This is a genomic window from Allobosea sp. UC22_33 (genome assembly GCF_042700715.1).
Classification (GTDB): Bacteria; Pseudomonadota; Alphaproteobacteria; order Rhizobiales; family Beijerinckiaceae; genus Allobosea.
The window spans coordinates 1,049,263-1,062,149 of sequence record NZ_CP170556.1; the positions used below are offsets into that span (position 1 = coordinate 1,049,263).

Here is a 12,887-nt window from a genome sequence, read left to right on the forward strand (position 1 = left end):
GTTGAGCCGCCGCGCCGGTCATCGTCAACTCTTCGCGCCTCAGCGTACCCGCGGCTCGTTCCCCGAGATATCGCGGATGCCGACCTGCACGGGGCGGCCCGCCACGCGCCGGGGTTCCACGGCCTTGAACATCGAGCCGACCGCCGAGAGCACCTCGAAGGACTGGCGCGGCATATGGCCGGCGCCGGGGCCGGATACTGCGCCGGCAGGCGTCGCCGCGGCCCCGGCCTTGGCGATCGCTGCACCCTTGGGATCGGCCGCCGGCACGCCGGGGATCGGCTTCAGCTCCAGCCCCTGATGGGCGAACTGCATGATCTCTTTCCAGGTCATCGCGGGGAGAGAACCGCCCGTCATGTTCGCGGTTTCGGCCGAGTTGTCGTTGCCGAACCAGACGGCGCCGACGAGATTGCCGGAATAGCCGACATACCAGGCATCCTTGTAGCCGTTGGTGGTGCCGGTCTTCCCTGCGGTGACGACGCCGTCGAGCGCCGCGCGCCGGCCGGTGCCCTCGGTCGGCACCTTCGAGAGCATGAAGTTCATGTCCTGTGCCACCTGCGGGCTCAGCACCTGCTTGGGTTCCGGCTCGTCGCGGTCATGGCGATAGATCACCTCGCCCTGCGAATTGGCGATCTCGATCGCGGCATAGGGCTTGGCCCGCTTGCCGCCATTGGCGAGCGCGGAGTAGCCGGCCGCCATGTCGATCACCGTGACCTCGCCCGCGCCGATCGGCAGCGAGACGGTGTCGGTCAGCGGCGTGGTCAGGCCCATGGCATGGGCGGTCTCGATGATCTTCCTGCGCCCGATCGTTGCTGCGCGCGCCTCGTGCGTCTCGCCGGTGGCGCGGCCGATGGCGATCGACATCTGCACGGGGATCGTGTTGATCGACTTCGCCAGCGCCACCGTCAGCGGCATCGAGCCGGCATAGGAGCGCCCGTAATTGTTCGGGCACCAGTTGCCGATGCAGACCGGCCGGTCGGTGACGATCGTCGTCGGCTTGTAGAGCCCGGCCGAGAGTGCAGCAGCATAGACGAAGGGCTTGAACGAGGAGCCGGGCTGCCGCTGCCCCGCCGTCGCCCGGTTGAACTGGCTGGCGCCATAGTCCCGGCCGCCGACGATCGCGCGCACGGCTCCGTCAGGGTCCATGACGACGGTCGCAGCCTGCTTCACGCGATAGGCCGGGCCGTGCTGACGCAGGATCGTTTCGATCGCCTCGTCGGCGCGCTGCTGGATCGCGGAATCATGCGGTGTCTTCACGCTCAGCACGCGGTCCGCGCCGAGCTTGCCCTCGTTCGCGAGCTCCTTCACCGCATCGAAGGCCCAGTCGAGATAATAATCGGGACTGGCGTCGCGCTTGCGGTCAATCGGGGTCGCCGGGTTGCGCTTGGCGCTGTCGACCTGGCCGGCCGTCATGAAACCGGCATCGACCATGGCGTTGAGCACGTCGTTGGCCCGTGCGCGGGCGGCCGGCAGATTGACATGGGGCGCGTATTTCGTCGGCGCCTTGAACAGGCCGGCAAGCATCGCGGCCTCGGCCAACGAGACGTCCTTCACCGACTTGCCGAAATAATACTCCGCCGCGGCAGCCGCGCCGAAGGTGCCGCCGCCCATATAGGCGCGGTCGAGATAAAGCTTGAGGATCTCGTTCTTGCTCAGCCGCGTCTCCAGCCACAGGGCGAGGAAGGCTTCCTTGATCTTGCGGTCGAGCGAGCGCTCGTTGTTGAGGAACAGGTTCTTGGCGAGCTGCTGGGTCAGCGACGAGCCGCCCTGGACGACGCCCGAGGCCCGCGTATTGACCAACAGCGCCCGCGAGGTGCCGATCAGGTCGATGCCGAAATGGTCGTAGAAGCGCCGGTCCTCGGTCGCGAGCACGGCCTTGAGCAGATGGTCGGGCATTTCCTCAAGCTTCAGCGAATCGTTGTGTCGCGCGCCGCGATGGCCGATCGGCGCGCCGTAGCGATCGAGGAAGGTGACGGCGAAGACCTGGTTCCTCAGCGCCTCGTCATTGCCGATCCGGAAGGCGGGCAGCGCCAGCATCAGCAGGATCAGCGTGCCGACGATGCCGATATTCAGGCCCTCGCTGGCGAATTCGGCGGCGATGCGCTTGCCGCCGCTGACGGTCAGGCGGTCGGCGACGCTGCGGATGCGCTCATGGATTTCGCCGGCGCGGCGCCCGGCGCCCCACAGGCCGGCATCCAGCCATGAATCGGCGGCCAGCGCGAAGCGCTTCAGCCGCGTCCTCCAGCCCGCCTTCCTGAACTCCATGGCGTTCCAGGCTTTCCGAATGGCCCCCGTCTAAGAGCCACTTAGTCCTGCCGCGTGCCTGCCGTCTTGGCAACAGGCGAGCGCCAGGGAATGGACACATAGGCATGTCCAGCGCTCGGATAAGAGGCAGGAGGGTAAATTTCATCGGCGGGAATGGGAAATGCGCCGGCGGCGGCGGCCCGTCACGAGACCAAAGGCACAGGGTGGGATTGGCCTTCCATCTTGCCGCCGGCGGGCGCATAAGCCTGCCATGACGCAAAACCCGCCGAAAGATCAGCCTTTCTGGCTGACGACGCCGCTGGAGGCGATGTCGAGCGAGCAATGGGAATCGCTCTGCGACGGCTGCGGCCGCTGCTGCCTCGTCAAGCTGGAGGACGAGGATACCGGGCGCATCTTCGCGACCGATGTCGGCTGCCGCCTGTTCGAGGCCGGCACCTGCCGCTGCCGGGACTATCCGAACCGCTCGCAGAAGGTGCCGGATTGCGTGACGCTGACGCCCGAGGAGGTGCGCACGCTGCCCTGGCTGCCGCCGACCTGCGGCTATCGCCTCGTTGCCGAGGGCAAGGACCTGCCCTGGTGGCATCCGCTGGTCTCCGGCGATCCCGAGACGGTGGTTGCGGCCGGCGTCTCCGTGCGCGGCCGCGTCTTCGCCAACGAGGACGAGATTCCGGAAGAGGAGGTTGCCGAGCGCATCGTCAACTGGCCGCTGCGCTGGCCCCGGGCCGCACGGGGGAAGGGCGCCTAACGCAACCCTGCGGTGCTATTGCGCTGCATCAGGCGATGCTGCACACGCTCATTGATTGTTCATGTCGTTTTGGGCATGAGCGCCTCATCCCGCTGCCGGTGACCCATGGTCATCGACGGCACGCACACGAAACTTTCAGGTCGGCGCGGCGTTTGCCTCGTCCGGTTGAACAGAAGAGGCTATGTGATGGCAGGTGGGAAGTGGGTCTACACCTTCGGCGACGGCAAGGCCGAGGGTGAGGCGGGAATGAAGAACCTGCTCGGCGGCAAGGGCGCGAACCTCGCCGAGATGAGCAATCTGGGCCTGCCCGTTCCGCCCGGCTTCACCATCACCACCGAGGTCTGCACGGCCTATTACGACAACGGCAAGAGCTTCCCGGCTGAGCTCGACGGGCAGGTCAAGGCTGCGCTCGCCGGCATGGGCAAGCTCACCGGCAAGACTTTCGGCGATCCCGCCAATCCGCTCCTCGTCTCGGTCCGCTCGGGCGCGCGCGCCTCGATGCCGGGCATGATGGACACCGTCCTCAATCTCGGCCTCAACGACGAGACGGTCGAGGCCGTCGCGAAGGCCTCGGGCGACGAGCGTTTCGCCTGGGACAGCTATCGCCGCTTCATCACCATGTATTCCAATGTCGTGCTCGACGTGGACCACGGCCTCTTCGAGGAGGCGCTGGAAGACTACAAGGAGCGCAAGGGCCTTCATCTCGACACCGATCTCAAGGCGGCCGACTGGAAGCTCTTGGTCGGCAAGTACAAGGAGATCGTGAAGAAGGAGCTCGGTTCCGACTTCCCGCAGGACCCCGAGAAGCAGCTCTGGGGCGCGGTCGGCGCCGTGTTCTCCTCCTGGATGAACGCCCGTGCCATCAAGTATCGCGAGCTGAACAGCATCCCCGCGAGCTGGGGCACGGCGGTCAACGTCCAGTCGATGGTGTTCGGCAACATGGGCGACACTTCCGCGACCGGCGTCGCCTTCACCCGCAATCCCTCGACCGGCGAGAACGCGCTCTATGGCGAGTTCCTGATCAACGCCCAGGGCGAGGATGTCGTCGCCGGCATCCGCACGCCGCAGGACATCACCGAGGTCGCGCGCATCGAGGCAGGCTCCGACAAGCCCTCGATGGAACGGGAGATGCCGGAGGCCTATGCCGAGCTCTGCCGCATCTACGGCATCCTCGAAAAGCATTACCGCGACATGCAGGACATGGAGTTCACCATCCAGGAGGGCAAGCTCTGGATGCTGCAGACCCGGTCCGGCAAGCGCACCGCCAAGGCGGCGCTCAGGATCGCGGTCGAACTCGCGACCGAAGGCCTGATCACGCAGGAGGAGGCGGTCGGCCGGGTCGAGCCCGGTGCGCTCGATCAGCTCCTGCACCCGACCATCGATCCCAAGGCCGAGCGCCGCGTGCTGACCACCGGCCTGCCGGCCTCGCCCGGCGCCGCCGCCGGCGAGATCGTCTTCAATTCGGACGATGCCGAGGCCGCCAAGAAGGCCGGCCGCAAGGTCATCCTCGTGCGCGTCGAGACCTCGCCGGAGGACATCCACGGCATGCATGCCGCGGAGGGCATCCTGACCTCGCGCGGCGGTATGACCTCGCATGCGGCGGTCGTGGCGCGCGGCATGGGCAAGCCCTGCGTCTCCGGCGCCGGCCAGATCCGCATCGACTATGCCAAGGGAACGCTCACCGTCGGTCCGACCACGCTGAAGGCCGGCGATTTCGTCACCATCGACGGCGGCAACGGCCAGGTCCTGCTCGGCGAGATCAAGATGCAGAAGCCGGAGCTCTCCGGCGAGTTCGCGACGCTGATGGGCTGGGCCGACAAGGTCCGCCGCCTCAAGGTCCGCGCCAATGCCGAGACCCCGGACGACGCCAGGACCGCCCGCGAGTTCGGCGCCGAGGGCATCGGCCTCTGCCGCACCGAGCACATGTTCTTCGAAGGGGATCGGATCCAGGCCGTCCGCGAGATGATCCTCGCCCAGGACGACAAGGGCCGCCGCGCCGCGCTCGCCAAGCTCCTGCCGGTGCAGCGCCAGGACTTCGTCCAGCTCTTCACGATCATGAGCGGTCTGCCGGTGACGATCCGCCTGCTCGATCCGCCGCTGCACGAATTCCTGCCGCAGGGCGACAAGGAGATCGGCGAGGTCGCCGCCGCGCTCGGCGTCACGCCGGAGGCGCTGAAGCACCGCGCGGCCGAATTGCACGAGTTCAACCCGATGCTCGGCTTCCGCGGCTGCCGTCTGGCGGTGGCCTTCCCCGAAATCGCCGAGATGCAGGCCCGCGCCATTTTCGAGGCGGCCGTCATCGCCGCCAAGGAGACCGGCAAGCCGGTGATCCCCGAGGTGATGGTGCCGCTCGTCATGGGCAAGCCCGAGCTCGACCTCGTCAAGGCCCGTATCGACGCGATGGCCAAGGCCGTGATCGCGGAGAGCGGCACCAAGATCGACTATCAGGTCGGCACCATGATCGAATTGCCGCGCGCCGCGCTGCGTGCCGCCGAGATCGCCGAGAGCGCCGAGTTCTTCTCCTTCGGCACCAACGACCTGACGCAGACGACGCTCGGCATCTCGCGCGACGACGCTTCCTCCTTCCTCGGCTCCTACACCGCCAAGGGCCTGCTCGACGCCGACCCCTTCGTCACCATCGACCAGGAGGGCGTCGGGGAACTGGTCAAGCTCGCCGCCGAGCGCGGCCGCAAGACGCGGCCCGGCATCAAGCTCGGCATCTGCGGCGAGCATGGCGGCGACCCGGCCTCGATCGGCTTCTGCGAGAGCGTCGGCCTCGACTACGTCTCCTGCTCGCCCTTCCGCGTGCCGATCGCCCGCTTGGCGGCGGCGCAGGCGGCGCTTGGGGCGATCAAGCCGAAGGATGGCTGAGGCATCTCGGCTGCCGAGCAGATAGGGTTGCAGAGGAACTGGGTTTCGATTTCCTCCGCGCCCATGCTGTCGAAATCTTCGGGCAGTTCGGGGCCGGTCATGAATCCTATCCGGCTATTTCGGATGGGAGAGTTTGAACGAGCCATTTTGCGATTGCCGGATCGTTGTCGTTGATCGGTAGCTTATCATAGTTGTGGAAGCGCCATGCCTCGACTGACCACCATCGGCTTCGATGCCGACGACACGCTCTGGCAGAACGAGCAGTTTTTCCGGATGACGGAGGATCGCTTCGTCGCGCTGCTCGGCGATCACGGCGAAGCGGCCGAGATTTCCGGGCGCCTGCTCGAAGCGGAGAAGCGCAATCTCGGCTTCTACGGTTTCGGTATCAAGGGCTTCGTGCTGTCGATGATCGAGACGGCGATCGAGATCACGCGGGGGCAGGTGCCTGCTTCCGTGATCGGCGAAATCCTCGCTGCCGGCCGCGAGATGGCGGCCCATCCGGTCGAGACCTTGCCGCATGTGAATGAGACACTTGCGGCGCTCTCGGGCGACTACCGGCTGGTGCTAATCACCAAGGGCGATCTCTTCGACCAGGAGCGCAAGCTTGCCCAGTCCGGCCTCGGCGATTTCTTCCATGCGGTCGAGATCGTCAGCGACAAGAAGCCGGAGACCTATGGCCGCATCTTCGCCCGTCATGGCGACGGGGCAGGGCAGGCCATGATGGTCGGCAACTCCCTGAAGTCCGATATCCTGCCGGCCTTGGAAGCAGGGTCGTGGGCCGCCCATGTCCCGCATGAGCTGACCTGGGCGCTTGAGCATGCCGAAGAGCCGGCGGGGCATGAGCGTTTCGTCAAGCTGACCGACCTGGGCGGCTTGTGCGGTATCGTGAAGCGCCTGCGTTGAGAAGTTTTATTGCAGTGTGCAATAATTTTGCTATATATCGGCCATGAGGCTGGTGACATACAGCAAGGAAGCCGTGCGCACGTTGCGGCGGATGCCTGCCAATGTCGCTGCTACGATCCGCCTGAAGGTCGACCAGTACGCCGCCGATCCGGGCTCGCTGGCCAATAATGTGAAAGCACTGAAGGGCGAAGCCGGTATCTTCCGGTTGCGGGTCGGCGATTGGCGTATCTTGTTTTCCGAGGACGGTCGCGTCATCGCCATCCTGAGGATCGCGCCGCGTGGCTCCGTCTACGAATAAGAGGTTGAGGCGATGAACGCGCAAATCTTCACGACCCCCAATGGTGAGCGGATGGTGATGCTCCCGGAGGCGGACTATCAGCTTCTGCTGGCTGCCGCCGAGGACGCTGCCGACAGCGCCGCGGTGCGGGCTTTCCGTGAACGGTTGGAAGCGGGCGAGGAGGAGTTGCTGCCGGCTGCCATGGTTGAACGCCTTCTCGCAGGCGAAAGCCCGATCCGCGTTTGGCGGGAGCATCGTGGCCTGAGCGTCAGCGGTCTCGCGCAGGCGGCTGGCCTTTCGCAGCCATATCTCAGCCAGATCGAGACCGGCGCGCGCCGCCCGGCGGGAGAGAAGTTGGAGCGGATTGCCCAGGCCCTGCATGTGCAGTCGGATGACCTTGTTTAGGCAAAGCGCGTGTTTCCGGCCCTAAGCTGGACCCTCCTTGCATTTCGTGCTATCCGCACCGATGTATGACGAGATGCGGCCGGGTTCTGGCCAATCCTCCGCGCGGGCAATCCGGTCGGCGGGCACGATTCAGATCCACCACACATCGCTACAAGACCATTGCAAGGCGTCCGCGCGTCGAGCTTTGGGTCGCAACGATACGCGGATCTGAAACGTAAGGATTCCATGCCATGGAAAAAGGCACCGTGAAGTGGTTCAACGCCACCAAGGGCTACGGCTTCATCACCCCTGAGAACGGCGGCCAGGACGTGTTCGTCCACATCTCCGCCGTCGAGCGTGCCGGCCTGCGCGAGCTGCGCGACGGCCAGGTCGTCTCCTTCGAACTCGTTGCCGATCGCAAGACCGGCAAGACCTCGGCCGGCAACCTCGTCGTCGCCTGAGCTGATACTTGATCGACCGGTCGGGCCTCGAGCCCCCCGGTCCACGACAAGCCTGCCGGCGCTGTGGCTAGCGGTTCGCCGGCAGGTCCGACTATCTTTGAATTCAGGCCGGATGCGGGCCTGCGGCGCAGCCGATTCCACATGCGCCCCCCGCGATCACGGCGCCCAGAAAGCCCTTTCTTGACCAAGTTTACCGATCTCGGCCTTGCCGAGCCCCTTCTCAAGGCGCTCGCAGCCGAAGGTTATGAGACGCCCACGCCGATTCAGGCGCAGGCCATCCCGCACATTCTCCAGGGTCGCGACCTGCTTGGCGCCGCCCAGACCGGCACCGGCAAGACCGCTGCCTTCTCGCTGCCGATGCTGCATCGCCTGCTCGGCAAGCCGCGCCAGATGCCGGCCCGCGCCGTGCGTGCGCTCATCCTGTCGCCGACGCGCGAGCTGGCGGCTCAGATCGAGGCCAGCATCCGCACCTATGGCCGCTTCACCTCGCTGAAATCGGCGGTGATCTTCGGCGGCGTGCCCGTCGGCAAGCAGATCCGCGTGCTCGGCGAGAAGGTCGATATCCTCGTCGCCACGCCCGGCCGCCTGCTCGACCTCGTCGACCAGCGCGCCGTCTCGCTGCGCGAGATCGAGTTCCTCGTCCTCGACGAGGCCGACCAGATGCTCGACCTCGGCTTCATCCACGCGCTGCGCCGCATCGCGACCCTGATCCCGAAGGAGCGCCACACGCTGCTCTTCTCGGCGACCATGCCGAAGCCGATCCGCGATATCGCGTCCGCCTACCTGACCGATCCGGTCGAGGTCGCGGTGGCGCCGGTCGCGACCACAGCCGAGAAGATCGACCAGCGCGTGATCTTCACCGAGCCGGGCGACAAGCCTTCGCTGCTGGCGAAGACGCTGAACGTGCCGGAACTCGAGCGCGCCATCGTCTTCACTCGCACCAAGCACGGTGCCGACAAGGTCGTGCGCCAGCTCGGCACCTCCGGCATCGAGGCGGCGGCGATCCACGGCAACAAGAGCCAGAGCCAGCGCGAGCGGGCGCTCGGCGCCTTCCGTGACGGTTCGCTCCGTATCCTCGTCGCCACCGACATTGCCGCCCGCGGCATCGATGTCGACGGCATCAGCCATGTCGTGAATTTCGACCTGCCGAACGTGCCGGAGACCTATGTTCACCGGATCGGCCGCACGGCGCGCGCCGGCGCGGAGGGCATCGCCATCGCGTTCTGCACGCCGGAAGAGCGCGGCGATCTCGCCGCCATCGAAAAGCTGACCAAGGTCGCGATCACCCCGATCGGCGCCGTGCCCCATTGGGATGGTCGCACGCCGAAGAAGCCGCCGCAGAACCAGCGCGGCGGCGGGCGCGGACAGCAGCAGAATGGCGGTGGGCGCGCTCAAGGCCGCCCGCAGGGCCAGCAGCAGGCTCGCCCCCAAGGGCAGCAGCAGCCGCGCGGCGGCAAGCCCGGTGAGGGCGGCCAGCGCAGCCAGCCGGCCAATGGCGCCCAGCGCCAGGAGCGTCACGAGCGTCCGCGCCATCCCGAGCGTGCCCCGCGCCCTGAGCAGGCGGCACAGCGAAAAGACGGCGTTTCCGCAAAAGAAGGGCTTGGCGGCGTCGCGTTCTTGCAGCAAAGAACACAGCAACCACGCACCAACGGCGCCCGGCGGCGCGCGCGCTGACGCGCGATCGACCAGAACAGGGCGAGCCTCGCAAACGATGGCTCGCCCATGCGCCAGGAGCCGGATCCGGACAGATCGTTTGATCTGTCCGGTGAATTCGTCTCCGGACTATTGGTAGAGAACGCGTGATCCGATCGGATTGCCATGCAATCTGGTCGGCGCGTGCTCTAGGGCTCACGAAGGACGACAGATGGCGAAAGAAGAACTGCTTGAATTCGACGGCACCGTGGTCGAGGTGCTTCCGGACGGCAACTACCGGGTGAAGCTCGACAACGAGCACATCATCCTGGCCTATGCCGCCGGCAAGATGAAGAAGAACCGCATCCGCACGATCGCGGGCGACCGTGTCATCGTCGAGATGTCGCCCTACGACCTCGATCGCGGCCGCATCAATTTCCGCCAGAAGACGGCCGGTCCCGCTCCGGGTGGTCCGCCGCGCCAGAATTTCCGCCGGCGCTGACCGAAGCGATGCGCCTGTCGCGAAACGAGCTTCTGTTCATCGCGCTGGGCGCTGTTCTCGGCGCCGTCGTCGCCTGGGCCGCCCGGGCCGGCCTTATTGCCCCGGACGGAGCGCTGCCGCCTTTCGCGATCGTGCTGTTCGGGCTGGGGATCGTCGAATTGCTCGTTGGCTTCGCGGCCGGCCGCCCTCCGGGTGCGCTGGTCGGCATGCCCGCCCGCTTCCTCGCCTTCGCCGTCGGCGTCTGTATCCTGTTGCTCGCCGGCAAGCTCGCCTGAGCGGGCAGAATTCCATTTGCCGATCGTCATCCGGGCGAGCGTAAGCGCCGATCCGGAATCCATGGTAGGGCGCTGAGCCCTTCGATGGATTCCGGATCGGCGTCGCTACGCGGTCTGTCCGGGATGACGGCGATGCCCCGGGTCAATCGCCCAAGAAAAACCCCCGGCGCGGGGCCGGGGTGAAAGTGGTCGTTCCGTGGTAAAAAAGGGTCTGCGTGAACTCTGTCCCGATCCGCTCAGTAGCGGGAGCGGGACCAATACTGCGAACCGGGGCTGACCATCACCTGGCGCTGCCGGGTCTCGTAGACGGCGGGGATCTCCTCCCGCACGACCTGGGTCGGACGCACCATCACCTGACGCTGACGCTGCGTGTAGACGGCCGGGACCGTCTCGTAATCGACGGTGGCCGGGGAAACTTCGACGCGGCGGCTCTGGTAGCCGTAGCGGGCGGGCACATCGACCCAGCAGCCGACCGTGTTGCCATAGGCGTCGCGGGTCACTTCCCAGCGGCGGGTGGCGGCCGAGATCAGAACTTTCTCGGTCACGGTCTCGTAGACCGCGGCGCGGTGATGCGGGATGCGGCGCTCGGGGGCGATCATCACATTGTCGGTCACGGTGTCGTATTCGGCCGGGACGACGTGGCGCTGCACCTGCGCCGGACGGACCTGGTAGGTCTCGTTGATCGAGCCGTAGACCGGCGGCGTGTTGACGAGATTGTAGCAGGCGGAGCCGCGGCAGCCGCCACCGGCCTGGGCGGCCGTGGCGCCGAGCAGAAGCGCGGTTGCGAGGCTGGAAGCAGTGATGATGCCTGAGGAAAGCGTGCGCACCATGGTGGACCTGACCCTGTCGGTTTCGGCGCCGGGCGCCGTTCGTTGGAGACAGGAAGCCCGTTCGAAGTGATGAACGCAAGGTAAACGCTAAAACAAGGTAAAATTAACCAGTTGGCGCCTGCCGGGCTCGTTCACCCAGCTTGTAGTCAAGTGAAGGAAATCACTCGCTTTTTAGGTGTTTCACAGTGACGCGGCGGCCCTGCGCTGCGGGGTGCTGACGTTAAGATCGGGCGCGCAGGGCTTTCGTCCCGGAACGGCTCTCCAGACGATCAGGTCTGCCCCGGTCGCAACTGGTAGAAGACGTGCTGGCCGATCGTGTCCATCTTCTTCAGCTTCTTTGCCCAGTAAGGCCGCACGTAATTCGCGTGGTAATGGGTGGAGGCGCCGACTTCCGGCAGATAGGTCGTGCCGTCATAGACCTCGCGTGCGATCCTGACCGCGTCGCGCCAGGAGGCGGGCTCGGTGATGCGTAGCGACTTGCCCTCGCAGGTGAAGGTGAACTGGCAGGCGAGATAGCGGTTGCTGTTCTGGTAGACCACGCCGCAGACGCTGCTCGGATAGAGCCCGCTCTTCACGCGGTTGAGCACCACCTGCGCCACGGCCGCCTGTCCCTGGAGTGACTCGGAACGGGCCTCGAAATAGACGGCCTCGGCCAGGCAGCGCTGCTCCTTGGCCATGCTCTCCGGCGCGATCAGCTTGGTGTAGTCCTGCTTCAGGCCGGGCTCGGCGAGGCGCAGGTCGCGATTGGCCGGCGCGGATGCCAGCGCGATCCGCCCCCGCTGTTGCGGCGCGGGGTGGGCGGGCAGGGCCGATGGCGTCAGCGTGCCGATGACCGAGGCGACGAGCGGCGTCGAGGACGAGGCCTGCTTCGCCTGCGGGACCGAGGGCGACGAGCCGTCGATGCTTTCGAGATGCAGCTCGGCCTGCCGCGCCGAATGGATCCTCGGCTTCAGTGGCGAGACCGGCGAGGAATCGGACAGGGCCGGGTCGGTCAACCCCTCGTCATTGGCATAGGGCTCGAAGCCGGTCTGCGGCCCGTCGACGGCCTCGGCGGCGCGCATGGCATCGATCGAGAATCCGCCGGAGATCAGCTTCGGCTGGGTGTCGCCGAAGACCACGCGTTCCAGCTCGATGGAAGGGTGTTCGGTGAGCCCCGGCCGCAGGCTCGGCAGCATGTCGCCCTTGGCCGTGCGGTCGACCTCGGGGAAGGTCGCGGCGACCGAGCGTTTCATGTCCTCGCGCGGTGCGCGGGGATCGATGATGATGCGGCGCTCCGGGTCCTCGAAGGAGAGCTTCGCCTGCGTGACGGCGGATGTCAGCGCCAGGCCCGGCAGCCGAAACGCGCTGGCCGCGACCAGCATGGACGGGCCTTCGGCCAGCTCGGAGACCGGGCCGGGGGCGACCCGCGGAATGGCGCTGGAAGGCAGGCCGGTCGGTCCGAAATTCTGGCCGGCGGAGGCGGTGAAGGAGACGAGCATGCCGACGGACAGAGCCCAGGGCGCGACGGTGCTCGCGGCCCATTTGATGCCGAGGGGGCGCGCCTTCCGCCCATGCCTGTGCACACGCCAATGACTCAAAGCGACAAAACCCGTCCCGACCGCACGGACCGAAAAACGCAGCTGAGCGCGCGCCTTCGTTGGAATCCGTTATCACCTCGGTAAGGTTGAGCCCCGGTTAACGACGGCGGAGCATCGCATGCAATGACGATGCAAGGGGACGCGACACCTCGCCGTCCGGGCTTCGCC

12 protein-coding genes are annotated in these 12,887 nt (G+C 66.5%); 9 read left to right on the forward strand and 3 right to left on the reverse strand.

All coding sequences use genetic code 11. The features are described 5' to 3' along the window. Positions 1-39: 39 nt before the first annotated feature. Positions 40-2,262 carry a transglycosylase domain-containing protein gene (locus tag ACFJGT_RS04960; RefSeq protein ID WP_377846465.1) on the reverse strand — a complete coding sequence of 741 codons (2,223 nt, stop codon included), beginning with the start codon at positions 2,260-2,262 and terminating at the stop codon, positions 40-42. Positions 2,263-2,512: 250 nt separating this feature from the next. Here ACFJGT_RS04960 and ACFJGT_RS04965 point away from each other — a divergent pair, with 250 nt between their 5' ends. The 9 genes from ACFJGT_RS04965 to ACFJGT_RS05005 all read left to right on the forward strand — a co-directional run bounded on the left by ACFJGT_RS04965 (position 2,513) and on the right by ACFJGT_RS05005 (position 10,312). Continuing rightward, the gene (locus ACFJGT_RS04965) at positions 2,513-3,007 is read left to right on the forward strand and encodes a YcgN family cysteine cluster protein (protein WP_377846467.1); all 495 of its coding nucleotides are present in this window, start codon (positions 2,513-2,515) and stop codon (positions 3,005-3,007) included. Positions 3,008-3,193: 186 nt separating this feature from the next. Then, complete coding sequence (ppdK, locus tag ACFJGT_RS04970) at positions 3,194-5,878, forward strand: pyruvate, phosphate dikinase (RefSeq protein WP_377846469.1); 2,685 nt, start codon at positions 3,194-3,196, stop codon at positions 5,876-5,878. A gap of 204 nt (positions 5,879-6,082) precedes the next feature. Continuing rightward, the gene (locus tag ACFJGT_RS04975) at positions 6,083-6,781 is read left to right on the forward strand and encodes an HAD family hydrolase (protein WP_377846470.1); all 699 of its coding nucleotides are present in this window, start codon (positions 6,083-6,085) and stop codon (positions 6,779-6,781) included. A 43-nt stretch (positions 6,782-6,824) separates the two neighbouring features. Continuing rightward, positions 6,825-7,079, forward strand: a complete 255-nt coding sequence (locus ACFJGT_RS04980; protein ID WP_377846472.1) for a type II toxin-antitoxin system RelE/ParE family toxin — start codon at positions 6,825-6,827, stop codon at positions 7,077-7,079. A 12-nt stretch (positions 7,080-7,091) separates the two neighbouring features. Beyond that, positions 7,092-7,463, forward strand: coding sequence for a helix-turn-helix domain-containing protein (locus ACFJGT_RS04985; RefSeq protein WP_377846474.1), 372 nt, complete (start codon positions 7,092-7,094; stop codon positions 7,461-7,463). A 230-nt stretch (positions 7,464-7,693) separates the two neighbouring features. Beyond that, a complete protein-coding gene (locus ACFJGT_RS04990; RefSeq protein ID WP_265058379.1) occupies positions 7,694-7,903 on the forward strand; it encodes a cold-shock protein in 210 nt (69 codons plus the stop codon). Positions 7,904-8,083: 180 nt separating this feature from the next. After that, positions 8,084-9,577 (forward strand): DEAD/DEAH box helicase, encoded by a 1,494-nt coding sequence (locus tag ACFJGT_RS04995; RefSeq protein WP_377846475.1) that lies wholly within the window; start codon positions 8,084-8,086, stop codon positions 9,575-9,577. Between the two features lie 190 nt (positions 9,578-9,767). Next, positions 9,768-10,037 (forward strand): translation initiation factor IF-1, encoded by a 270-nt coding sequence (infA, locus tag ACFJGT_RS05000; RefSeq protein WP_061964687.1) that lies wholly within the window; start codon positions 9,768-9,770, stop codon positions 10,035-10,037. Positions 10,038-10,045: 8 nt separating this feature from the next. Beyond that, positions 10,046-10,312 carry a hypothetical protein gene (locus tag ACFJGT_RS05005; RefSeq protein ID WP_377846477.1) on the forward strand — a complete coding sequence of 89 codons (267 nt, stop codon included), beginning with the start codon at positions 10,046-10,048 and terminating at the stop codon, positions 10,310-10,312. Positions 10,313-10,548: 236 nt separating this feature from the next. Here the strand turns inward: ACFJGT_RS05005 and ACFJGT_RS05010 are convergent, their stop codons facing one another. Both ACFJGT_RS05010 and ACFJGT_RS05015 read right to left on the reverse strand, forming a co-directional pair. After that, positions 10,549-11,142, reverse strand: coding sequence for a hypothetical protein (locus tag ACFJGT_RS05010; protein WP_377846479.1), 594 nt, complete (start codon positions 11,140-11,142; stop codon positions 10,549-10,551). A 269-nt stretch (positions 11,143-11,411) separates the two neighbouring features. Next, positions 11,412-12,719, reverse strand: a complete 1,308-nt coding sequence (locus ACFJGT_RS05015; RefSeq protein WP_377846481.1) for a cell wall hydrolase — start codon at positions 12,717-12,719, stop codon at positions 11,412-11,414. Positions 12,720-12,887: the final 168 nt, after the last annotated feature.